This is a genomic window from Asticcacaulis sp. W401b (genome assembly GCF_046503825.1).
GTDB lineage: Bacteria > Pseudomonadota > Alphaproteobacteria > Caulobacterales > Caulobacteraceae > Asticcacaulis.
In genome coordinates this window covers 45,303-68,660 of the sequence record NZ_JBKFEE010000013.1, presented here as the reverse complement: position 1 = coordinate 68,660, position 23,358 = coordinate 45,303, and the positions used below count along the sequence as shown (strand labels likewise).

Genomic DNA, 23,358 nt, shown 5'->3' with positions numbered 1-23,358 from the left:
GGAAGGCTAAACCGGCAGGGCTATGGCGTTTTTGACCTCTTCCAGCACCGCATAGGTGCGGGTTTCACGCACACCGGGCAGTGACACAAGCGCGTCGCCCAGAAACTGCCGATAGGCCGCCATGTCCTTCACCCGCGCCTTGATCAGATAGTCGAAACCACCCGCCACCATATGACATTCCAGTATTTCCGGCTGGCGCGTCACGGCGTGGCGAAAGGCGTCGAACACGTCCTCGGTCGTGCGATCGAGCAGCACCTCAACGAAGATCAGCAGGGCCCGATCGAGCTTGACCGGATCGAGAATGGCCATGGTGCCCAGAATATAGCCATTGGCCTTCAGGCGCTTGACGCGCTCAAAGCAAGCCGCCGGTGAGACGTGCACGGCCTCGGCCAGCGCCTGATTGGTCATGCGCCCGTCCGCTTGCAGCAGGCGCAGAATCCTGCGGTCGATCTCATCCAGCATGGCGTTTTCCCGTTCCGGTTTCGTGCAGAAGATTCGCATGAAATTGGCAATATTGAATAAATATCCTTCGGCCAATCGCGGTAAAATTCCAAGGACATTTTCCATAAACCGGGCATACTCTAAAAGGTTTCATATTTGACCATCCCGGAGCCTCCATGACGCCTGCCGACGCCCGCGCCCGCATGATCGCCCTTCATCGCGCCCCTGAGCCGGAGGTGCTGGCGGCCCTGCTGCCCGACGCCACGCTCGATACCGCCACGCGCCAGCGCGTGATGGCGCAGGCGCGGCTGATCCTTCAGGACCTGAAGGCGGCGCAATCGACCGGCTGGGTCAATCGCTTCCTTCAGGAATACCGGCTGAACACGGCCGAAGGCGTGGCGCTGTTGTCGCTGGCCGAGGCCTATCTGCGCGTTCCCGATCCGGAAACTGCCAACCTATTGATCCGCGACAAGATCGGCGATGCCGACTGGCAGGCGCATAGGGCGAAATCCGGCTCGGCTCTGGTCAATACAGCGACCTTCGGCCTGATCCTCACCCGCGCCCTGGTTGAAGACCCGCAACAGGCCGGGACGCTGAGGAAGCTGATCACCCGTATGGGCGAACCCGTCATCCGGCAGGGGGTGGCCGTCGCCATGAAGATGATGGGTGAAGTCTTCGTCATGGGCCGCACCATCGACGAAGCGCTCGATGTCGCCGCCAAGCCTGAAAATAAGGGCTTCACCGCCTCTTTTGATATGCTGGGCGAGTCGGCGCGCACCTTTGCCGATGCCGAAAAATACTTCGCCGCCTATGAGCAGGCGCTGGACACGGTCGGGCGTTCGCCCAAGGGAACCGGCCATTCCATTTCGATCAAGCTGTCGGCCCTGCATCCGCGTTATGAGGTTGCCAATCAGGAAGCTTGTGTTTCGCAATTGATCGAGATGATCCGCCATCTGGCCGCCAAGGCTGCGGGCTACGATATGGACCTGACCATCGACGCCGAAGAGACCGAGCGTCTGATGATCTCGCTCGACATCATCGAGGGCGTGCTGCGTGATCCGGCCTTGTCCGGCTGGGACGGCCTCGGCATGGCGGCGCAGGCCTATGGCAAGCGCGCCCGCCCGCTGATCGGCTGGGCACAGGCCATCGGTCAGGAGACCGGCCACCGCCTTAAGGTGCGTCTGGTCAAGGGGGCCTACTGGGATTCCGAAATCAAGCGTGCGCAGGTCGAAGGACTCAACGACTATCCGCTGTTTACGCGCAAACCGGCGACCGATGTCTCGTACCTCGCCTGTGCGAAGGATATGCTGGACGCCTCGCACATCTGGCCAGCCTTTGCGGGCCACAATGCCCTGACCGTGGCGACGATCATGGAGTGGGCGGGCGAACGCCGCGATTTTGAGTTCCAGCGCCTGCACGGCATGGGCGAAGGTCTGCATGAGCGTCTGGTGCGCGAATTGGGCTATAACTGCCGCACCTATGCGCCGGTTGGTGGCCATAAGGAGCTGCTAGCCTATCTGGTGCGCCGCCTGCTGGAGAACGGTGCCAATTCATCCTTCGTGCATCAACTGGCCGACCCAACTGTCAATGAGGAAACGCTTTTGTCCGATCCCGCCGCCCACATCGCCGCCATCAAAGGCCGCCCGCACCCGGCCATCCCCCTGCCCGCCGGCCTTTTCCCCGGCCGCACGAATTCGCAGGGTCTGGACCTCAGCGATCAGGCCACGCTCGACGCCACGCTGAACGCCATTGCCACCATCGGCGCGAAATCTCACGCCGCCACGGCGCTGGTGTCGGGTCAGCCCGTCAGCGGCACGGTCAAGACGGTTGTGCGCCCCGCCGACCCGTCGCAGCCCATCGGCACCGTGATCGAAGCCTCCGCCGACGATGTGGCGCGCGCCCTGAAGGCCGCCGATGCCGCCGCCGATCGCTGGGCCGCGACACCGGTCGAAGACCGTGCCGCCTGTCTGGATCGCCTCGCCGATTTGATGGAAACGCACCGCCTCGAACTGATGGGGCTGTGCGTGCACGAGGCGGGCAAGACCATTGGCGACGCCGTGGCCGAAATCCGCGAAGCCGTCGATTTTTGCCGCTACTACGCCGTCAATGCCCGCGATCAGTTCCGCCCCGTGACCCTGCCGGGGCCGACGGGCGAACTGAACGAACTGCGCCTTACGGGCCGCGGCACCTTTGCTTGCATTTCACCATGGAATTTCCCGCTGGCCATTTTCATCGGGCAAGTGACCGCTGCTCTGGTCGCCGGAAACCCAGTGGTGGCCAAGCCCGCGCCGCAAACGCCGCTGATCGCCTACCGCGCCGTACAACTGGCGCATGAGGCCGGAATCCCGGTCGATGTGCTGCACTTCCTGCCCGGCGGCCCCGACGTCGGTGCGGCCCTGACGGCTTCATCCGCCGTGCACGGTGTCGCCTTCACGGGTTCGACCGGTACAGCGCGCGCCATTGCCCGCAGCCTGCTCAGCGACGACAGCCGCCCCCTTGTGCCGCTGATTGCTGAAACGGGCGGCCTCAACGCCATGATCGTCGATTCCACCGCCTTGCCGGAACAGGTGGTGGGCGATGTCGTCACCTCGGCCTTCCGCTCCGCCGGTCAGCGTTGCTCGGCCCAGCGCTTGCTGATCGTTCAGGAAGACGTGGCCGACACGATTATCCATATGCTCAAAGGCGCGATGGATGCGCTGGTGCTTGGCGACCCGGCGGATATCCGCACCGATGTCGGTCCGGTCATCGACGCCGCCGCGCGCGATAAGTTGCTTGCGTATCGAAAGTCAATGCAAACGCAATGGATTCATACACTTGAGGCCCCGCAGACGGGCCTCTTCGTGCCGCCGACCCTGATCCGCCTCAACGCTATCGAAGATCTGTCGCAGGAATGGTTCGGCCCAATCCTGCACGTCGTCACCTGGAAGGCCGGTGAGCTGGACAGCGTCGTCGCCCGTGTCAATGCGCGGGGCTATGGCCTGACCATGGGGCTGCATTCGCGCGTCGCCGAAACCGCCGAGCGGGTCAAGTCTCTGGCCAAGGTCGGCAATCTCTATGTCAACCGCTCGATGATCGGGGCCGTGGTCGGATCGCAGCCCTTTGGCGGCGAAGGCCTGTCCGGCACCGGGCCCAAGGCGGGCGGCCCGCACTATCTGTTGCGTTTTGCCAGTGAGCGCACCGTCTCTGTCGATACGACCTCGGCAGGCGGCAATGCCACCCTGTTGTCTCTGGCCGAAACAGACATCTGATTTTTAGCTACGGATCACCTCTGATGGAGGCGACACGCAAAAAGAATATCCGTGTACGGCCCGCCTTGGCGGGCCGTATCCGTGTCTATCCGTGGTTATAAATCCCTTTATATCCCACCACTGTCATCCTGATTGTCCATTTACGGCGTCGCGGGCAGCCTCATCTTATCGGATGAGGTTGTCCTTGAGCATTCGTCGGCTCATTGGAGCCGCCTCATAGCTCATACTTTTGCAACGCCTTATGTTGTCCCGAAAAGCGGAGCCACTTTTCGGCATGAGGCTCTAAGAGGCCTGCTATGATGATCGACCTGAAGGTTCTGGAACACGCACTTGACCGGCTGCTTTACGTCTATGCCACCGACGATGAAGCCGAAGGGGCCGTGGTACGGGCGCTGGCCATATTAATCAGCGATCCCCTGCCCGACCTGACGGGCGAAGACATTACGCGCATCCACGCCTACATCTATCATGCGCTTCAAGGCTTCTATGCACCGACCATTGACTACCCGGCCATCCGGCGCGAGTTCGTCACCGCCGTGTTAGCGGCGCGCAAAGGCAACTCGGTCCTGCGGCGAATGATTGCGTAAGGTAAATCTGTCTTTCAGCCAAGCGTGCCCACGCCTTAGAGCGCATTCCGATAAGAACGAAATCCGCTCTAATGGCAGGCGTTTCGCTGACGCCTACACAAGCAGGGTGACTACACCGACAATCACTTATCGATGAAAAATGTCTCAAATGTTATAATATCGATGTTCCGTTACTCAAGAAACACGAAAAGAACACTATCTAATTAATTTATTTCACGATCGAATATAACAAGCATATTTTGAAATATACTATGCTAAAATTACAATAGACAGAGACGTATATATGGTATTTACACGACAGTTTATTGACGTTTAGAGGGCAATCCTTTTCATTTGATACGTTCTCGCCGCTTCCTCCCCTTCTGCGGCGACATTTGGAGCGTATAGATGAAAAAAGTCATACCCGGACGCTATGGACTCAGTACAGCCCTTTGCACCGCTCTGGCTCTCACCGCACTGGCCGTGCCGCAGGTTCAGGCGCAAACCGCCAAGGACAAGGAAAAGGCGGATAAGGCCGAAGCCAAAGCCACAGAGGACACCGCGGTTCAGGAGGTTGTGGTCACTGGTTCACGCCTGCGTCGCACCGAATTTAACGCGACTTCGCCGGTGCAGATCATTTCGACCGAAAAAGCTGAGTTGGAAGGCGTGGTGGACACAACGCGCATCCTGCAAAGCTCCACCATTGCCGCCAGCGCCTCGCAGATCGACAACAGCTATACCGGCTATAACGTAACGGGTGGTCCGGGCGTCAACACCCTGTCGCTGCGGGGGCTCGGGGCCAACCGCACCCTGATCCTTATCAACGGTCACCGTGTCGGCCCGGCGGGCACACGTGGTCAGGTCGGACCGGTTGATCTCAACACCATCCCCTCTTCCATCGTTGACCGCTACGAAATCCTGAAAGACGGCGCCTCGGCCATCTACGGCTCAGACGCCATCGCCGGCGTCGTCAACGTCGTGACCAAGAAGAAGTCGATTGGCGGCAGCTTCCGCGCCTTTGCCTCGGTGCCTGAGCACGGCGGCGGTGAAACCTATACTGCCAGCCTGAGCCAGTCGATCAACGAAGGCAAGTTCCACGGGCTGTTCAACCTCGACTATTACAAGCAGGAAGCGCTGCGCCAGGGTGACCGCGACTATCTGGCCTGCCCACAACAACGCATCACCTATGCCGACGGCACCCGCGCTGACGTGGTTGATCCGGCGACGGGTGACTACAAATGCTACGGGCTGACGGCCAGCGTCCTCTATACGGGTAACTATTACGTCTTTGACTCGACCCAGGCGAACGGACTCAAGCGCGTCATCTATACCGGCGCAACGGCCGATGAATCGCGCAACTCACGCGCCACCGCGCCCTATATGCAGGACCGTTACCTGTCGAAGACCGTCATTTCGCCGGTGACCCGCCGGTCGGTGAACTTCACGGGGGGGTATACGTTCGACAATGGCACCGAAGTCTATGGCGACTTCATGTACAACCGCCGCACCTCGCGACAGGAGAGCTGGCGCCAGTTCTATCCCACCGTCAGCGCGTCGAACCCCAATAATATTCTGAAGGCCACCAGCTATCCCATCATCCTGATCCCTTATAATGTCGATCAGGACGTGCGCTATACGCGCGGTCTGCTGGGCATTAAGGGGGATGTGCCGGAGATAGGCTTCCTGAAGGGCTGGACCTATGACGTTGCGGCTCAGATATCGCTGAACAATTCCACCTACGGCTACGATTTCATCTACAATGACCGCGTCAATGCCACGGTGGGGGCCAGCGTCTGCAACACCGCGCTGCTGACCACGGCAACCAGCTGTCCTGCCGGCGGGGTCAAGTATTATCGTCAGTCAACCGTCGAAACCGGTATCTTCTCTCCTGAAGAAACCGCTTTCCTGTTCGGTTATGAACAGGGCAGCACCACCTATCGTCAGTCCTATGTCGAAGCCAGCATGTCGGGGGACCTGTTCACCCTGCCGGCTGGTCCGGTGGCCGCCAGCATCGGCGTGATGCTGCGCAAGGAGTACATCAACGACACGCCCGGAACGCAGGCGCAGAAGGCCAACTACTGGGGTCTGACCACGGCGGGGCAGACGGTCGGCAAGGACAATATCAACGAAGTCTATGTCGAATTCGGCGTGCCTGTCCTGAAGAACCTGCCGTTCGCCAAAACGCTGGATATCGCGGTTTCGAGCCGCTACAGCGACTATGACTCCTATGGCGAAAACTCGACCTACAAGGCCAGCCTGAACTGGGCGGTTACGGACACCTTCCGCGTCCGCGGCTCAGAGGGCACCTCGTTCCGCGCGCCGTCACTGTATGAGCAATATCTCGGCAATCAGGTCGGTTATTCGACGCAGTTGTCGGTTGACCCGTGCATTAATTACGGCACTTCGGCGACCATTTCGGAAACGGTGAAGACCAACTGCGCGGCTCTGGGGCTCAGCGGTACCTATGCCGGTCTGGGGTCCTCGGCTACGGTGTATACCGGCGGCGGCAAGGCGGCGGGCCTTCAGCCCGAAACCTCCGATAACCGCACGGTCGGCATGGTGTGGACGCCGAAGTTTACCAATGCCAGCGTGGCGATCGACTTCTTCGAAACCAAGATCAAAAATCAGATCACGACCTACGGCTCGTACAACATTGTCTATGAGTGCATGAACTCTGTCGGTATGTCGTCGCCCTACTGCTCTTTGTTCACACGCGACCTCACCAGCGGCTCCTCTACCTACGGCAGCGTTCGCACGATCCAGAACGCCTATGTCAACGTCGCCGAACAGTTCATGCGCGGGTTCGATCTGACCTTTGCCTATAACCGCCGCTTCAGCTTCGGCAATGTGTCCGTGTCCAGCCAGCATTCCTTTGTGCGTAAGTGGACCTATCAACTGAAGAACGCCTCCACACCAACCAACTATCTCGGTTATGTGGGTTATCCGGAATATGTTGGCAACCTGACGGCTTCGCTGCGCCGTGGCAGCTATACCTTCACCTATAGCGGCACCTTCGTGGGTGAAACGTCAGACTTCGACTATTACAAGACGAATTGCTACACCGGCGCGCTGTTCGGCGTCGCCAATCAATCCTATTGCTATGACATGAATACCGAGTTCTATGCCAACCACACCCTCTCGCTACGCAAGTCGTTCGACCAATGGAGTGTGATTGCCTCGGTGCGAAACGTCTTAGACGAAACGCCGCCGGAAATCTCCAACTACGGCGCGGCGCGTCTCGGCAATGCGGCCCTGACCAGCCAGTACGACCTTCTGGGACGTACCTTTACCCTGTCCATCGAGCGCAAGTGGTAAACAAGGCCTAAAAAAGACTCCGCTGGACTTAGCTCCAGCGGGGTCTTTTTCAAAAAGAACCTACCCCCACAGGCCGTGGCGTTTGGCAAAGGCCTCGAACAGCGGCATATAGGGCTGATCTTGCCCATTGACGCGCAGGCCGTGGCCGCCGTTTTCGAAAATATGCAGGTCCGTCGGTGTCTTCTGCGCACGCAGGGCCTGATAAAGGATCAGGCTGTTTTCCGCCGGGACCGTCCGGTCGTCCCCTGCATGGGCGAGGAAGGTCGGCGGCATATCGGTCGGCAGATTAAACTCCAGCGACACCTTGCGTTTTTGCTCATCCGTGCCGCCGTTCGGAAACATCGCCTTTACCGAGCCGCCGTGCGCATAAGGCGCCATCATGGTCATCACCGGATAGAACATGCCGGTCACCAGCGGCTTGGTCGGCTGCGTGTCGGCGGCATCGACCGGCGCATAGGTCTCACGCCCGAAACTTTCCGACAGCCATCCGGCCAGGTGCCCGCCCGCCGAAAAGCCGATGACGCCGATACGGTTCGGGTCAATGCCAAAGTCTTTGGCCCGGTGGCGGATCAGGCGGATGGCGCGCTGAGCGTCCTGCAACGGCGCTTCCGGCCCCGCGCCCCAGCCGTCGGCCGGCAGACGATAGGTCATGACAAACACCGTCGTGCCGCGATCGGCAAAGTCCTTGTCCGTGCCGCCGCCCGCACGACTCACCGCCACGCGCACATAGCCACCGCCGGGGATCATCAGGATCGCCGAGCCGTTCGGATTTTTCGCCCGGCGCACCATGAGGATTGGCTCAGTGACATGCGTCGCGGCTGTGTCGTTCGGGTTCCCCTCTTTGGGGTTGCGCAAAATCCACTCTTCCTTGACCGTCACGCCTGTTGCCCCCGGCACCTTTCCCTTGGGCCACAGCGGGAAGCTCTCCAGCGGCGGCAGAAGCGGCACCTTCATCCCTTCGGCCACCAGCGGTGCCCCGGAATCCTGCGCGAAGGCCACCACGGGCACCAGGGCGGAGGCGGCGGCGCTGGCCAGTATCTGACGGCGATCCAAAGAGATGGGCATGGCGAGGCTCCCTGCGCGATGTTGATTATTTCTGCGCAGTTTAGAGCCTAAACGCGATTTGACAAGCCGACAGAGACAACAAAGACCGTTGTCACCGGGCTATTTGTATGGCAATTACAGTTCACCAGCAAATCGGCGTTTTAAATGAGGCGAGCCGGACAGGCCTCGTCCACGGGAGGTCCATATGTTTCTTCTGCCCCTGGCCATGGCCGCTCAGGTCGTCACCACCTCTCCGGACAAGGCGCTTCAGATCGCCATTTCCGAAGATGGCCGGACCTTTTCGGTCACCCGGCGCTCTGAGCCGCTGATCATCGATTCGCCGCTGGGCCTCGATCTGGCCGAAGGGGCGGACCTGTCGGCGCTCAAATTGCAAAAGGTCGAGCGCGGCACGGTGGACCGTACCTTGCCGCTGGTCGCCACCAAGGCCGCCACGGCGCGCGACCATTACAGCTTTGCGCGCCTGAAGTTCGAAACAACCGACGCCGCCCGCACGCCGCTGGAAATCGAAGTGCGTGCCTATGATGACGGGGTCGCCTTCCGCTACCTATTGCGCGACACACCGGTCAAGCTGCGCGCCGAAAAGACGCAGTTCCGCTTCAGCGCCGACGTGTCCTGCTTCGTCAGCGAATACACCTCCTCGCACGAAAACACCTGGACGAAACTCAAGGTGTCTCAACTGGATGCGGCCAAAACTTACGACATCCCGGCCCTGTGCACCTCGGCCAAAGGCCATACGGCGCTGGCCCTCGCCCAGTCGGGCATTGCCGGTTACACCAGCTCCGGTCTGGTCCCTGACGGGCAGGGGTTCCGGGTCAGACTGTCGCCGCGCCCGGACGACGCCTCCCTCGCCTATGTCGGTCAGGGCGTGACGACGGCGTGGCGCGTCGTGATGACCGCCGACCGCGCGGGCGACCTGATCGCCTCTCCGTTGCTCGGCAATCTGGCGCCGCAGGCACAAGGCGATTTCAGTTGGGTAAAGCCGGGCATGGCGGCCTGGGACTGGTGGTCAGGCCCCACCTCGGCCGACAAGCCGACCATGGAACGCTTCCGACGCTTTATCGACTTTGCGGCTGAAAACAAATTCCCCTACTTCCTGATCGACGCGGGCTGGGCGCTCAATGCCACCGGCTGCTGCGAAGCCGACCCGAAAACCGACATTACGCGCGCCGACCCGGCCATCGACATGCCGGCTCTGGTCAAATACGCCAAAGACCGCGGCGTCGGTCTGCTACTGTGGGTGCACTGGAAGCACATCGAACCGCGCATGGACGAGGTGCTGCGCACCTATAGCGATTGGGGTATCAAGGGTATCAAGGTCGATTTCATGGAACGCGACGATCAGGAGATGGTCGCCTTCTATGAGCGTCTGGCCAAGGCGACCGCCCAACACCGTCTGCTGCTCGACATGCACGGAGCCTTCCCGCCGGGCGGCCTGTCGCGCACCTACCCCAACTATATAACTCAGGAAGGCGTACTGGGGGCCGAGTATGACAAGTTCCAATCGAAGCGCGTGACAGCGGCGCACAATGTGCATCTGGCCTATACGCGGATGCTGCTGGGGCCGATGGACTATACGCCCGGCGGTTTCAGAAATGGCGTGCCCGAAGGCTATAAGCCGACCGAGGTCATGCCCTCGACCCAGACCCGTCGCGGTCAGGCTCTGGCCATGTACGTCGTGTACGACAGCCCGCTGCAAATGGTCTCGGACGACCCGTCGGCCTATGTCAACGCACCGGGGTTTGAATTTATCCGTGAGGTGCCGACCGCCTGGGACGAAACGCGCTTTATCGGCGGCGAACCGGATCAGTATATCGCTCTGGCCCGCCGCAAGGGGAAGACCTGGTGTATCGGCCTGATGAACGACAATCAGGCCCGCACGGTCAAACTCCCGTTGAGCTTCCTGCCCAAAGGCAGCTTTACCGCCCGCCTGTGGACCGACGGCGCTCAGCCGACCGATATCGTCACCTCAACGCAAAAGGTGTCGAACACCAGCGTGCTCACCCTCGACACCAAACCCTCCGGTGGGAGTGTGGTGGTGGTTGAGATGGAAAAGTGAAACTGTAAGCTGTCCGATTAGCGTGTGCGGTTATGACACACGACCGATTTGCGCCCAAAGGCGCTCATTTATGGGATGCTGACCCGTCCCACCCCAGCGGACTTTGGCCTATACAAAATCTATATGCGGACTGTTTGCATCTATACACCCGCTATATGCACTGAGGCGTAAACCGCATCCGTTGATCTTATCGATAACGGAGGGCGTCATGGCCATCGTCTATCTTATTGCCGGGATGGGGTTTTTTGCCCTGTGTCTGGCCTTTGTCCGCTTTGCTGACCGCTTGCGTGAGGGCGGTCAATGACCGCGCTCTACATCGCTTCCGCCATTATCGTCGTGGCGCTGGCGGGCTATCTGATCGTTGCGCTGATCAAGCCCGAACTTTTTCCTTAAATCCGGAAGACTAACATGTTCCTCGGTATCACCTCCGCAGGCTGGCTTCAGCTTGTGCTGTTTATGGCTGCGCTGACGGCGCTGGCCGTGCCGCTCGGCGGCTATGTGGCGCGCGTCCTGTCGGGTCAGCGCAACCTGCTCAGTCCGGTCATTAAACCGGTTGAAGGCCTCATCTACACTATGGGCGATGTCCGCCCCGATCAGGACATGACGTGGACGGATTACGCCACGGCGGTCATCCTGTTTTCGTTCGGCGGGTTTATTTTGCTGTTCGGGCTGTTGCTAACGCAGGGCTTTCTGCCGCTAAATCCGCAGCACCTGCCCAATCTCACGCCGGATCTGGCGTTCAATACAGCGGTCAGCTTTGTGACCAACACCAACTGGCAGTCCTATGCCGGCGAAGCGACCCTAAGCTATTTCAGCCAGATGGTCGGCCTGACCGTGCAGAACTTCGTGTCGGCGGCCGTCGGCATCGCTGTCCTGGCGGCGCTCATCCGGGGTCTGACAGGTCAGACGACGGATAAGCTCGGTAACTTCTGGGTCGATCTGGTCCGCATCCATCTCTACATCCTTCTGCCTCTGGCGCTGATCGTCGCGGTCGCGCTCAGTAGTCAGGGCGTCATCCAGACCTTCGCCAGCTACGTCACCGCTCACACGCTCGAAGGGCCCCATCAGACCCTCGCTCTGGGTCCGGTGGCCTCGCAGGAAGCCATCAAGATGCTGGGCACCAATGGGGGCGGCTTCTTCAACACCAACTCCGCACACCCGTTTGAGAACCCGACGCCCCTGTCAAACCTGATCGAGATGCTGTCGATCCTGCTCATCCCGGCGGCCCTGTGCTTCACCTTCGGCCAGATGATCGGTGAGCGCAGACAAGGCATCGCGATTTTCGCTGCAATGACGCTGGTCTTTGTGCCCCTGACCGCCGCGTGCATCGGTTTGGAGCAGGCCGGCAATCCGCATCTGACCACAATAGGTTCCGATAGCGCAACCAATATGGAAGGAAAAGAGACGCGCTTCGGCATCGCCAATTCGGCCATCTGGGCGACGGCGACCACCGCGGCCTCAAACGGCTCGGTCAACGCCATGCATGACAGCTTTACCCCGCTGGGCGGGCTGATCCCGATGATCCTGATGCAGTTCGGTGAAGTCATCTATGGCGGCGTTGGTTCGGGGCTTTACGGGACGCTGGTCTTTGTCATCCTGACGGTCTTCATCGCAGGCCTGATGGTCGGGCGCACGCCGGAATACCTCGGCAAGAAGATCGGCGCGTTTGAAATCAAGATGGCGTCCATGGCGGTGCTCCTGCCCTGCGCCCTTGTGCTGATCTGCACGGCTTTGGCGGTGCTGACGCCGTGGGGTCAGGCCGGTATCTACAATCCGGGCGCGCAGGGCTTTTCGGAGGTACTCTACGCCTTCACCTCAGCCGCCAATAATAACGGTTCCGCCTTCGCCGGTCTGAGCGCCAACACCCCCTTCTACAATTCCCTGCTTGGCCTGTGCATGTTGTTTGGCCGCTTCTTTGTGCTGCTGCCGGTGCTGGCCATTGCGGGCTCACTCGCCGCCAAGCGCACCGTTCCGGCCTCTTCTGGTACACTTCCCACCCACACGCCGCTGTTCGTCGTCTTCCTGATCGGCGTCATCGTCCTCGTCGGCGTTCTGACCTATGCCCCGGCGCTGGCGCTCGGCCCGGTCATCGAACACCTGAGCCTGATCAAGGGCTAACCCCATGTCCGCAACTCCGCAAACCCGTAAAACCGACTTCAGGCTGGCCGTTCTTCAGGCTATCCAGCGGCTCGATCCGCGCTATCAGGCGCGCAACCCGGTGATGTTCCTTGTCTGGGTCGGGTCGATCATCACCACCCTCATCCTGGCCATCATGCTGGTCGTTCCCGGCACGGTCATCAGCGGCGGGCAGCCTATGTGGTTCGTCGGCCTGATCGCCTTCTGGCTATGGTTCACCGTCCTGTTCGCCAACTTCGCCGAGTCCCTCGCGGAAGGGCGCGGCAAGGCGCAGGCCGATAGCCTCAAGATGGCGCGCCGCGATGTCGAAGCCCGCAAGCTCGACAAGTCTGGCAAGCTGACCACGGTCGCCGCCAGCACCCTGCGCAAGGGCGATACGGTCCGCGTCGAGGCCGGGGATATCGTCCCCGCCGACGGGCAGGTCATCGAAGGCATTGCCAGCGTCGATGAAAGCGCCATCACCGGCGAGTCCGCCCCGGTCATCCGTGAATCCGGCGGCGACCGCGACGCGGTAACCGGAGGCACGCGCGTCCTCAGTGACTGGGTTATCGTGCGCGTCACCGCCGATCCGGGCGAGAGCTTCCTCGACAAGATGATCGGGCTGGTGGAATCCGCCAAACGGCAGAAGACCCCCAATGAAATCGCCCTGTCTATCCTGCTGGCAGCCCTGACTCTGGTCTTCCTGATGGCCTGCGCCACGCTGTTGCCCTTCTCGCTGTTCAGCGTCGCTAAGGCCGGATCGGGCACGGTCATCTCCATCACCGTCCTCATCGCCCTGCTCGTCTGCCTGATACCGACCACCATAGGCGGACTTTTGTCAGCCATCGGCATTTCGGGTATGCAGCGCCTGATCAAGGCCAATGTCATCGCCACCTCTGGCCGGGCGGTCGAAGCAGCTGGCGACGTCAATGTGCTGCTGCTGGACAAGACCGGCACCATCACCTTCGGCAACCGTCAGGCAGTCGAGTTCTTCCCCGCCCCGAATGTCAGCCTTCAGCAACTCGCCGAAGCCGCCGAACTGTCGTCGCTGGCCGACGAGACGCCCGAAGGCCGCTCAATCGTCGCCCTGGCGCGCGGCCAGTACGGCTTGCCGGAACGCTCGGCCGCCGACCTCAAGGCCGAGTTTATCCCGTTTTCGGCCGAACAGCGCGTGTCGGGCATCGTCATCAACGAGCGCCACATTCTGAAAGGCGCCGGCGATGCCATTGCGGGCCTGATCAACCTCAAGGGCGGGCTGGTCCCCGCTGAGGTCACCACCACCGTCGAGGACATCGCCAAAAAGGGCGGCACGCCCCTGATGGTGGCCGAAGGACCCAAGGTTCTGGGCGTGGTCTATCTTAAGGACATCGTCAAACCGGACATCAAGGTGCGTCTGGCCGAACTGCGCAAGATGGGCATCAAGAGCGTGATGATCACCGGCGACAACCCGCTGACGGCAGCGGCCATTGCGTCCGAGGCCGGTGTCGATGACTTTGTGGCCGAGGCCACGCCGGAAACAAAGCTCAGATATATCCGCAAGATGCAGGAAGGCGGCGAGATGGTCGCCATGGTCGGCGACGGCACCAATGACGCTCCGGCTCTGGCGCAATCGGACGTGGCCGTGGCCATGAACTCCGGCACGCAGGCCGCCAAGGAGGCCGGGAACATGGTCGATCTCGACTCCGATCCAACCAAGCTGATAGAAATTGTGGAGATCGGCAAGCAACTGCTGATGACGCGCGGGGCGCTGACGACGTTCAGCATCTCAAACGATCTGGCCAAGTATTTTGCCATCATCCCGGCGGCCTTTGCCACGACCTACCCGGCGCTGGGCGTGCTCAATGTCATGGGCCTGTCGTCCCCGCAAAGCGCCATCCTGTCGGCGGTCATCTTCAATGCGCTGATCATCATTGCCCTGATCCCGCTGGCGCTGAAGGGGGTCAAGTACCGGGCCGAGTCCGCGTCCCACATGCTGACCCGCCACGCGCTGATTTACGGGCTGGGCGGCATTGTGGCGCCCTTCATTGGCATCAAGCTGATCGATATGGCCCTGACCGTGGTCGGTCTGGTTTAACCCCACACAAAGGACAACCACCATGTCACTGATCAAACACATCCATCCCACCGTCGTCTCTCTGGCCGTCTTCACCGTCCTGTTTGGTGGGCTCTATCCGCTGGCGACCACGGCCATCGTCCAGACCGCCTTTCCCGACAAGGCGCAGGGCTCGCTGATCCGCGATAGTCAGACCGTTATCGGTTCGCGCCTGATCGGGCAGAACTTCACCCAGCCGCAGTATCTGTGGGGTCGCCTCTCCGCCACGGGGCCAGCCCCCTACAACGCCGCCGCCTCGTCAGGCTCCAATTACGGCGTGAATAATCCCGCCCTGATCGAAGCGGCCAAGGCCCGCCGCGATGCGCTGAACCTGACGGGCCCCGTGCCCATTGATCTGCTCACGGCGTCGGGCTCCGGCCTTGATCCGCACATCAGCCCGGCGGCGGCGGCGGTACAGGTGCCGCGTATCGCCGCCGCCCGCCGCATCCCGCAACAGCGCGTGCGTGACGTCATCGCGGCCGCGACACAAACGCCCGATTTCGGAGTGCTCGGCGAAGCCCGCGTCAATGTGCTAGAGGTGAATCTGCGACTCGACGGAAGGCTGAAGTGAAGGCAGACACCCGACCCGACCCCGATAAACTGCTCGCCCTCGTCAGCCATGACGCGGGCGGCTTGTCGCGCGGGCGGCTGAAGATCTTTTTCGGGGCCTCCGCCGGGGTGGGCAAGACGTTCGCCATGCTCAGCGAGGCGCGGCGTCTTCACGGCGAAGGGCGAAACGTCATTATCGGCGTGGCGGAACACCACAATCGCCCGGAGACCCTCGCCCTGCTCGACGGCCTGCCCGTCCTGCCGCAAAAGACGATCGACCATCGGGGCGTCAGCGTGCGTGAGTTCGATCTCGACGCCGCCCTGCAACTGAAGCCCGATCTGATCCTGGTCGATGAATACGCCCACACCAATGCACCCGGCTCACGCCACCCCAAGCGCTGGCAAGATATCGAGGAACTGCTGGAAAACGGCATCGACGTTTACACCACGCTCAATGTCCAGCACCTCGAAAGCCTCAATGATGTGGTGGCGCGGCTGACCGGCGTCTGGGTCAAGGAAACCGTGCCGGATGTGGCGTTTGACGAAGCTGATGAAATCGCGCTGATCGACATTCCGCCCGAAGACCTGTTGCAACGCCTGTCGGAAGGCAAGGTTTATGTCGCCGAAGGCGCGCCGCAGCGGGCCGCCGACAACTTCTTCAAAAAAGGCAATCTTGGCCGCCTGCGTGAGCTGGCGCTGCGTCGGGCCGCCGAGCGGGTGGATGCGGATAATGACGCCTTCAGCGCGGCCATGGGGCAATCCGAAGCGGCCACGGGCGACAAGATTCTGGTGCTGGTGGGGCCGGACGCCCTGTCCGAACGCCTGATCCGTCATACCAAGCGCATGGCCGACCGCTCACGCACGCCGTGGTCCGCCCTCTACCTGCAAACCGACCGGCACGAAACCCTGTCCGACAAGGCCCGGCTGAGGGTCGAGCACCATCTGCGGCTGGCCGAAAAGCTGGGGGGGCGCGTCGTGCGTCTGATCGCTGGCGGTGCCGCGGCCACCATCCTTGACTACGCGCACCACAATGGCTTTACGCGTCTGGTGCTTGGCCACAGCCGGCCCGTCTGGTGGCGCTTCGGCCAGCCCTCGCTATCACAAAAGCTGATGGCGCAGGGGGCCGGGCTGGAGATTACGACGCTCACGGCGGATCAGGCGCAAGCGCGGCCCCGCGACGCCATCGGGCACACGCTTCTGGCCACGGCCGCCCGCAACTACGTGATGGCGGGTGTGGCCGTCGGGGTCTCGACCCTTCTGGGCCTGCCCTTCCGCGAAATGATCGACCCGGACAGTCTGGTCATGCTGTACCTGACCGGCGTGGTCATCGTCGCGGCGCGCTATGGCATCGGGCCGTCGATCTTGGCGTCGGTCCTTTCGGTCGCGGCGTTCAACTGGTTCTTTGTCAAGCCCTATTACAGCTTCACCTTTGACAACATCAGCTACGCCCTGACTTTCGCCGTCATGCTGGCGACCTCGCTGATCGTAGGCTCTCTGACGGCACGCCTGTCCCTCCACGTCCGGCTGGCGCGCCGCGGCGAGGCCGAAACCCGCTTGCTTTATGACCTGTCCCGAGACCTTTCGGCGGCGCGGGGCATCGATGAGATAGGCGACGCGGTCCGGCGCGGTCTGACGACGGCCTTTGATGTCGAGGTCGCCTTGTGGAACGAGGGCGCTCAGATCACGGGCGTCCCTGAAACCGATCCGCGCGAGCTGGGGGCTATGCAATGGGTGGCCCAAAACCGCCAGATCGCGGGGCGGCATACCGACACCCTTCCGTCCGCCAGCGGCCTCTACGTGCCCCTGCCCGGCGAACCCGGTGTGCTGGCGCTGACGCCGCGCCACCGCGATCGTCAGTTCACCGGGGCCGAGTGGCTGGTGTTTGAAACCGTCGCCAGCCTGATCGCCAGCGCCTTGCAGCGCGCCCGCCAAAGCCGGGAAGCCGAAAGCGCCCGCGTCGAAACCGAGAATGAGAAGCTGCGCAATGTCCTGCTGGCCTCGCTGTCGCACGACCTTAAGACGCCGCTGACCGTGATGAACGGCGCGGTCGCGTCGCTACTAAAGATGCGCAAGAAGCTGCCGCGTGAGGCGGTCGATGAACTGACCTCCCTGTGGGGGCATCTGACCAGCCTGCAAAAGTTCGTAGCGAATCTCCTGCGCATGGCCGCCATCACATCGGGCCAGCTCAAGCTCAACTTCGGGCCCTACCTCATTCAGGAAATCGCCGGGGCCGCGTTGCAGCGCGTTGACCCTCAAAAGGGGGATCGCCAGCTTCGTACAGTCACGAGCGGCCAGATTCCGATGGTCAATATCGACGGGGCCCTGATCGAACAGGTCCTCATCAATCTGCTGGAAAATGCCATCGCCCATACATCGGACGACGGCATCATCACCCTCAGCTTTGAGACCGACGCGGATCGCGTCCGCGTTCGGATCAGTGACAATGGACCGGGCCTGCCCCCCGGTGAAGAAGACCAGATTTTCGAGAAGTTCCACCGGGCGGGGGGGCTGTCTTCCGACCGGCTAAGCTCTGACCGCTCAGCTCAGGGCAACGGTCTGGGTCTGGCGATCTGTAAAGGCATAATCGAAGCCCACGGCGGCCTGATCTACGCCAAGACCAACCCCACCGGTGGCGCCAGCTTTATCTTTACCCTGCCAGCCTATACACACCCCGCATGACCAAGGTTCTGATCATCGAAGACGAAGGCGATATCCGCCGCCATCTGCGCGCCATCCTGTCTGCGCAGGGTCACGAAGTGCTTGAAGCTGGTAATGCGCAGGACGGCCTGAAAGCGCTGACGCTCAATGCCCCCGATCTGCTCATCCTTGACCTGGGCCTGCCGGATCATGACGGGCAGGACGTCATCCCGTCCCTGCGCGAATGGTCGCAAATCCCCATCATCGTGCTGTCGGCGCGTGAACAGGAGGCGGACAAGATCAGAGCCCTTGAAAACGGTGCCGATGATTACCTGACCAAGCCGTTTGCCCCCGGCGAATTACTGGCCCGTATCAAGGTGGCGCTGCGCCACGCCCAAAAGCAGAGCGATGTGCCGCAGGTCTTCGAGCGTAACGGGCTTAAGGTCGATACGGCCGCCCGGCGCGTCTGGCTTGAGGGGGAAAACGTCCACCTGACGCCCATCGAATATAAGCTGCTTTCGGCCTTTATTGCCCATCCGGGCAAGGTCCTGACCCACGCCCAGCTTCTTAAGGCGGTGTGGAATCGCCACACCTCGGACCAGACCCATTACCTGCGCATCCACACCCAGCACCTGCGCGAAAAGCTGAAAGATGATCCGCTAAAGCCCCGCTTTATCCTGACCGAGCCCGGCATTGGCTATCGCTTTCAGGATTAGGGCGCGACAACAAGCCGCTGCGTCCGGTTCCCACCCACTGCAACTCGACAGTGCCCCATGGCCGCTAAGGGCCAAAAACGCCCCTACCCCATCGTCGGAATGACAAAACTCTGGTCGCGCACCACCCCGCCCTGCGGCCATCTCTGGGTGACGGTTTTGGTGCGGGTGTAGAAGCGCACGCCGTCCATGCCGTACTGGTTGAGGTCGCCAAAGCCGGAGCGCTTCCAGCCGCCGAAGGAGTGGTAGGCCACGGGCACCGGGATGGGGACATTGATGCCGACCATGCCGACCTCGACCTGTAAGGCGAATTCGCGCGCTGCGTCGCCATTGCGCGTGAAGATGGCCACCCCATTGCCGTAAGGGTGTTGCGACGGCAGGCGGATGGCCTCTTCTAGCGTTCTGGCCCGCACGATTTGCAGCACCGGGCCGAAGATTTCGTCCTGATAGGTCTGCATCGCGGGCGTCACGTGGTCGAACAGGCTGGGGGCCAGGAAGAAGCCGTCCTCATGCCCCTGAAGTTTAAAGCCGCGCCCGTCGAGCACCAGCTCGGCCCCCTCATCGACACCCATCTGGATATAGTGTTCGATGCGCGCCTTGTGCGCCGCCGACACGACCGGGCCATAGTGGGCCTCGGCATCGGTCGAGACACCGACGCGCAAGGCTTCGGCGGCCGCCAGCAGTTTGGGCCTAAGACGCTCGGCCGTCTCTTCGCCCACCGGCACCACCACGGGCAGGGCCATGCAGCGTTCACCGGCAGAGCCATAGGCGGCGCCCATAATATCGGCCACCGCCTGATCGAGATCGGCATCAGGCAGGACGATGCCGTGGTTCTTGGCCCCGCCCATGCACTGCATCCGCTTGCCGTTCTGCGACCCGCGACCATAGACGTATTGCGCGATGTCAGACGAGCCGACGAAGCTCACGGCGCGGATGTCGGGGTGATCGAGTATGGCATCGACCACCACCTTGTCGCCGTGCACGACATTGAGCACGCCTTCGGGCAGCCCTGCCTCCAGCAAAAGCGCCGCCAGCCGCACGGGCACGGAGGGGTCACGCTCGGACGGCTTGAGGATGAAGGCATTGCCGGTGGCCAGCGCCGGGGCGAACATCCACATGGGGATCATGGCCGGAAAGTTGAACGGCGTGATGCCGGCCACCACCCCCAGCGGCTGCCGCAGCGAAAAGACGTCGATGCCGGGCCCGGCCCCTTCGGTATACTCGCCCTTCAGCAGGTGCGGGATGCCGCAAACGAACTCCACGACCTCCAGCCCGCGCTGAATATCGCCCCTGGCGTCCGAGATGACCTTGCCGTGCTCAGAGGCCAGAAGATGCGCCAGCGCGTCCATATCGCGTTCCAGCAGGCGCTTGAACTCGAACATCACCCGCGCGCGGCGCTGAGGGTTGAGCGCGGCCCAGCCCGGCTGCGCGGCCTTCGCCACCGCTACGGCCCGCGCCAGCTCATGGGGCGTGCCCAGATCGACCTGCGCCTGCACCCGGCCGGTATTGGGATCGAAGACCTCACCCACCCGGCCCGACACCCCCGCTACCGCCTGACCGCCGATAAAGTGTGAGATGTGTCGCATTGGGAGCCTCCACAAGCGCATCCCGGAAAGTGGTCCGGTTTTAGGACCCGATACGCGCTAAAACTGTGATCACAGATTAGCGCATTTCTCACACGGGAAAAGAGGCAATCTCAGCTCAACAACTGCCGCACGGCGCTGAGGCGTTCAATGCCACGATCCAGCGTCGCATCGCTCTTGGCAAAGCACAGCCGGACGACCGGCAGGCCCTCGCCACCGGGCGCGCAGAAGGCATCCAGCGGGATAGTTGCCACACCGGCTTCTTTTACGGCGCGCAGGGCAAAAGACTGCCCGTCCAGAGCCACACCCGACCCCGGCAAGTCGATATTGAGGAAATAGGTGCCTTCGGACGGCAGGGTGCGGAAGCCTACGGCCTCAAGCCCGGCGCGCAGGCGGTCGCGCGACCGCTGAAGGGCGGCCACCTCTTCGGCAAAGCGGCTATTGGGCAACCCCAGACCAAAGGCGACGGCCGATTGCAGCATGGGCGGCGTGGCGAAGGTCAAAAACTGATGCGCCTTCGCCATCTGGCTGATCAGGCGGTCATGGGCGCAGACAAAGCCGACCTTCCAGCCAGTCAGGGCAAACAGTTTGCCCGCCGAGCCGATTTTGACCCCCAAAGTCTCCAGTCCGGGGACGTTCAGCACGCCGTGGTGGGCTGCGCCGTCGAACACCACCTGCTCCCAAACCTCGTCCGACACCACATAGGCCTGATGCGCGATGCAGAACCGCCCCAGCAGCGCCCAGTCTTCGGGCGACATAAGGCGGGTGGTCGGATTGTTGGGCGTGGTGACCATCACCATGCGCGTGCGCGGTGAGAAGGCTTCGGTCAGTTGCGCCTCGGTAAAGCGCCAGTCGGGCGGGCTGAGGCGCACACGCACCACCACGCCCCCGGCGCGTTCGATCAGGGGCGCATAGGCGTCGTAATGGGGCTCAAAAACAATCACCTCATCGCCCGGAGAAATCAGCGAGAACACCGAAGCCGCCAGCGCTTCGGTCGCGCCGGAGGTGATCAGCACATTTTTTGCCGGATCAAGGCTGAGGCCCTGCGTGCGGCTATAAAACCCCGCCACCGCCTCCAGCAACGCGGCCTGCCCCTTCATTGGCGCATACTGGTTTGAACCGTCGATCAGGGCGCGGGCGGCGGCCTCACGCACCTCCGGGAAGCCGTCTGTTTCGGGAAAGCCCTGCCCCAGATTGATAGCACCGGTCTCCGCCGCCAGCGCCGACATGGTGGTGAAGATGGTCGTGCCAATTCCGGCATAGACCGGATTGAGCGGCGGCAGGGTCATGAGGGCGGTTCCGGTTATCGGGCGCTCTTTTTAGCCCGACGGCAGCGGTCCGAGCAATAGCGCACCTCTGCCCACACCTTTTCCCACTTCTTGCGCCAGGTGAACGGCAGGCCGCACCCCTGACAGGTCTTTTGCGGCAGGTCGGATTTCTTTACCCCGCGTGGCATCACAGGCGGCCTTCGCGCATGGCCTGAAGGTGGGCTTGTGCTTGGGCGCGCAATGCTTTTTGCTTGTCGTCACCCATGCGCGCCCAGTTGGCATAGACGTAGGACAGGCGCGGATTTTTGCGGAAACGCTGTTCGTGACGTGCCATAAAATCCCAGTACAGGGCGTTGAATGGACAGGCTTTTTCACCGACCGGCACATCGACCCGATAGTGACAGTCTTTGCAATAGTCGCTCATGCGGTTGATATAGGCGCCCGACGCCGCGTAGGGCTTTGAGGCCATAATCCCGCCGTCGGCGTGCAACGCCATGCCGAGCGTATTAGGCAGTTCCACCCACTCATAGGCGTCGGCATAGACGGCCAGATACCATTCGTGCACCTGTTTTGGATCAATTCCGGCCAGCAGGGCGAAATTGCCAGTAATCATCAGCCGCTGGATATGGTGCGAATAGGCGTGCTCCAGCGTATGCGCCACCGCCGTTCGCACGCAGTTCATCTGCGTGTCGCCGGACCAGTAGAACCACGGCAGGTCTTCGTGGGCGTCCAGCGCATTCATCGCCCCATAGTCCGGCATGGAATGCCAGTAAAGGCCGCGCACATATTCACGCCAGCCCAGCACCTGACGGATAAAGCCTTCGACGGCATTTAGCGGCGCACCGTCTTCGCGATAGGCGCGCTCAGCGGCCTGACAGACTTCCAGCGGATAGAGAAGACCAGCATTGATATAGGCCGAGAGCAGCGAATGATACATATAGGGCTCGCGCCCCAGCATGGCGTCCTGCCAGGTGCCAAACTGCGGCAGGATGTGCGCCACAAAGTGATCGAGTTCTTTCAGCGCCTGCGAACGCGTGACCGCGAAATGGAAGGGCTCCAGTTGACCGGGATTGTCAGGGAAGGCTCTGGCGACCAGATCGAGCACCTCGCGCGTGATGGCATCCTTGCGGAAGCTGAGGCGGCGCGGAATGACCAGACCGTCGCGCGGCGGCGCGCGGTTTTCGGCGTCGTAATTCCATTCGCCACCGCACGGCTTGCCATCGTCCATCAGTATGCCGTGGGCGCGGCGCATTTCGCGGTAGAAATACTCCATACGCAGTTGTTTGCGCCCTTCGGCCCAGCGTGAAAACCACTGCGGCGGACAAAGAAAACGGCTGTCTTCGAGCAGGGTGACCTCGTCCATGGCTGCAAAGACCTGCTTCAGCCGCCATTCGCCGGGCTCGGTCACCTGCACCTTAGACAGGTTCAGTTCCGTGCGGGCGCGTTCGATCTCGCCCTTCAGGCTGTGGGTATTGTCCGGATCATCAAACCGTACATAGCGCACGCGATAGCCGGCCTGTTGCAAGGCCTCAGCATAGTGGCGCATGGATGAAAACAGGAAGGCTATTTTCTTGACGTGGTGTCGGACATAGCTGGCCTCTTCGGCCACCTCCGCCATCAGAAAAACGTCGGTTTCCTTATCGGCGCGAGTCCGGATGTCGAGCCGCGCCGACAACTGATCCGCAAGAACAAGCCTGAGTGTACCCATGT

Annotated in this window: 16 protein-coding genes; 10 read left to right on the top strand and 6 right to left on the bottom strand. The window is 61.7% G+C overall.

The genetic code is table 11. From position 1 onward, the window contains the following. Nucleotides 1-6: 6 nt before the first annotated feature. Nucleotides 7-462 carry an Lrp/AsnC ligand binding domain-containing protein gene (locus ACK8OE_RS17480; protein ID WP_343684637.1) on the bottom strand — a complete coding sequence of 152 codons (456 nt, stop codon included), beginning with the start codon at nt 460-462 and terminating at the stop codon, nt 7-9. 155 nt (nt 463-617) lie between these two features. On the opposite strand from ACK8OE_RS17480, the gene putA reads away from it, so the two are divergent. The 3 genes from putA (at nt 618) to ACK8OE_RS17465 (ending at nt 7,570) form a co-directional block, all read left to right on the top strand. Beyond that, nucleotides 618-3,689: a bifunctional proline dehydrogenase/L-glutamate gamma-semialdehyde dehydrogenase PutA gene (gene putA, locus ACK8OE_RS17475; protein ID WP_410273631.1), complete on the top strand. Its 3,072-nt coding sequence runs from the start codon at nt 618-620 to the stop codon at nt 3,687-3,689. 296 nt (nt 3,690-3,985) lie between these two features. Then, entirely contained in the window at nt 3,986-4,276 is a 291-nt protein-coding gene (locus ACK8OE_RS17470; protein WP_272740103.1) for a hypothetical protein, read from the top strand. 387 nt (nt 4,277-4,663) lie between these two features. Further along, complete coding sequence (locus ACK8OE_RS17465) at nt 4,664-7,570, top strand: TonB-dependent receptor plug domain-containing protein (RefSeq protein ID WP_410273630.1); 2,907 nt, start codon at nt 4,664-4,666, stop codon at nt 7,568-7,570. 60 nt (nt 7,571-7,630) lie between these two features. Here ACK8OE_RS17465 and ACK8OE_RS17460 read toward each other — a convergent pair whose 3' ends face one another. Next, on the bottom strand, nt 7,631-8,635 hold the full coding sequence (locus ACK8OE_RS17460) for an alpha/beta hydrolase (protein WP_410273629.1): 1,005 nt from the start codon (nt 8,633-8,635) through the stop codon (nt 7,631-7,633). Nucleotides 8,636-8,819: 184 nt separating this feature from the next. Between ACK8OE_RS17460 and ACK8OE_RS17455 the strand changes: the two genes are divergently transcribed. From ACK8OE_RS17455 to ACK8OE_RS17425, 7 genes are all read left to right on the top strand, one after another. Beyond that, entirely contained in the window at nt 8,820-10,691 is a 1,872-nt protein-coding gene (locus ACK8OE_RS17455; protein ID WP_410273628.1) for a glycoside hydrolase family 97 protein, read from the top strand. A gap of 300 nt (nt 10,692-10,991) precedes the next feature. After that, complete coding sequence (kdpF, locus tag ACK8OE_RS17450) at nt 10,992-11,084, top strand: K(+)-transporting ATPase subunit F (protein ID WP_126422718.1); 93 nt, start codon at nt 10,992-10,994, stop codon at nt 11,082-11,084. Between the two features lie 15 nt (nt 11,085-11,099). Beyond that, a complete protein-coding gene (gene kdpA, locus ACK8OE_RS17445; protein WP_410273627.1) occupies nt 11,100-12,809 on the top strand; it encodes a potassium-transporting ATPase subunit KdpA in 1,710 nt (569 codons plus the stop codon). A gap of 4 nt (nt 12,810-12,813) precedes the next feature. Further along, a complete protein-coding gene (gene kdpB, locus ACK8OE_RS17440) occupies nt 12,814-14,880 on the top strand; it encodes a potassium-transporting ATPase subunit KdpB (protein WP_410273626.1) in 2,067 nt (688 codons plus the stop codon). A gap of 28 nt (nt 14,881-14,908) precedes the next feature. Further along, nucleotides 14,909-15,469: a potassium-transporting ATPase subunit KdpC gene (kdpC, locus tag ACK8OE_RS17435; RefSeq protein WP_410273640.1), complete on the top strand. Its 561-nt coding sequence runs from the start codon at nt 14,909-14,911 to the stop codon at nt 15,467-15,469. Next, a complete protein-coding gene (locus ACK8OE_RS17430; RefSeq protein ID WP_410273625.1) occupies nt 15,466-18,126 on the top strand; it encodes a DUF4118 domain-containing protein in 2,661 nt (886 codons plus the stop codon). Before kdpC ends, ACK8OE_RS17430 begins: the two co-directional genes overlap by 4 nt. Next, nucleotides 18,123-18,800, top strand: coding sequence for a response regulator (locus ACK8OE_RS17425; protein WP_410273624.1), 678 nt, complete (start codon nt 18,123-18,125; stop codon nt 18,798-18,800). The genes ACK8OE_RS17430 and ACK8OE_RS17425 overlap by 4 nt, the downstream gene beginning before the upstream one ends. A gap of 83 nt (nt 18,801-18,883) precedes the next feature. On the opposite strand, the gene ACK8OE_RS17420 is transcribed toward ACK8OE_RS17425, so the two are convergent. From ACK8OE_RS17420 to ACK8OE_RS17405, 4 genes are all read right to left on the bottom strand, one after another. Next, a complete protein-coding gene (locus ACK8OE_RS17420) occupies nt 18,884-20,383 on the bottom strand; it encodes a CoA-acylating methylmalonate-semialdehyde dehydrogenase (protein WP_410273623.1) in 1,500 nt (499 codons plus the stop codon). Between the two features lie 110 nt (nt 20,384-20,493). Continuing rightward, on the bottom strand, nt 20,494-21,669 hold the full coding sequence (locus ACK8OE_RS17415; RefSeq protein ID WP_410273622.1) for an aminotransferase: 1,176 nt from the start codon (nt 21,667-21,669) through the stop codon (nt 20,494-20,496). A 14-nt stretch (nt 21,670-21,683) separates the two neighbouring features. Then, nucleotides 21,684-21,836 carry a DUF2256 domain-containing protein gene (locus ACK8OE_RS17410; protein WP_290795748.1) on the bottom strand — a complete coding sequence of 51 codons (153 nt, stop codon included), beginning with the start codon at nt 21,834-21,836 and terminating at the stop codon, nt 21,684-21,686. Beyond that, nucleotides 21,836-23,356 carry a cryptochrome/photolyase family protein gene (locus ACK8OE_RS17405; protein WP_410273621.1) on the bottom strand — a complete coding sequence of 507 codons (1,521 nt, stop codon included), beginning with the start codon at nt 23,354-23,356 and terminating at the stop codon, nt 21,836-21,838. Before ACK8OE_RS17405 ends, ACK8OE_RS17410 begins: the two co-directional genes overlap by 1 nt. Between the last annotated feature and the right edge of the window lie 2 nt (nt 23,357-23,358).

Bases quoted from the DNA above. Each gene is read 5' to 3' on its own strand.
- ACK8OE_RS17480 (WP_343684637.1), bottom strand. From the start codon at position 462: ATGCTGGATGAGATCGACCGCAGGATTCTGCGCCTGCTGCAAGCGGAC.
- putA (WP_410273631.1), top strand. From the start codon at position 618: ATGACGCCTGCCGACGCCCGCGCCCGCATGATCGCCCTTCATCGCGCC.
- ACK8OE_RS17470 (WP_272740103.1), top strand. From the start codon at position 3,986: ATGATGATCGACCTGAAGGTTCTGGAACACGCACTTGACCGGCTGCTT.
- ACK8OE_RS17465 (WP_410273630.1), top strand. From the start codon at position 4,664: ATGAAAAAAGTCATACCCGGACGCTATGGACTCAGTACAGCCCTTTGC.
- ACK8OE_RS17460 (WP_410273629.1), bottom strand. From the start codon at position 8,635: ATGCCCATCTCTTTGGATCGCCGTCAGATACTGGCCAGCGCCGCCGCC.
- ACK8OE_RS17455 (WP_410273628.1), top strand. From the start codon at position 8,820: ATGTTTCTTCTGCCCCTGGCCATGGCCGCTCAGGTCGTCACCACCTCT.
- kdpF (WP_126422718.1), top strand. From the start codon at position 10,992: ATGACCGCGCTCTACATCGCTTCCGCCATTATCGTCGTGGCGCTGGCG.
- kdpA (WP_410273627.1), top strand. From the start codon at position 11,100: ATGTTCCTCGGTATCACCTCCGCAGGCTGGCTTCAGCTTGTGCTGTTT.
- kdpB (WP_410273626.1), top strand. From the start codon at position 12,814: ATGTCCGCAACTCCGCAAACCCGTAAAACCGACTTCAGGCTGGCCGTT.
- ACK8OE_RS17425 (WP_410273624.1), top strand. From the start codon at position 18,123: ATGACCAAGGTTCTGATCATCGAAGACGAAGGCGATATCCGCCGCCAT.
- ACK8OE_RS17420 (WP_410273623.1), bottom strand. From the start codon at position 20,383: ATGCGACACATCTCACACTTTATCGGCGGTCAGGCGGTAGCGGGGGTG.
- ACK8OE_RS17415 (WP_410273622.1), bottom strand. From the start codon at position 21,669: ATGACCCTGCCGCCGCTCAATCCGGTCTATGCCGGAATTGGCACGACC.
- ACK8OE_RS17410 (WP_290795748.1), bottom strand. From the start codon at position 21,836: ATGCCACGCGGGGTAAAGAAATCCGACCTGCCGCAAAAGACCTGTCAG.
- ACK8OE_RS17405 (WP_410273621.1), bottom strand. From the start codon at position 23,356: ATGGGTACACTCAGGCTTGTTCTTGCGGATCAGTTGTCGGCGCGGCTC.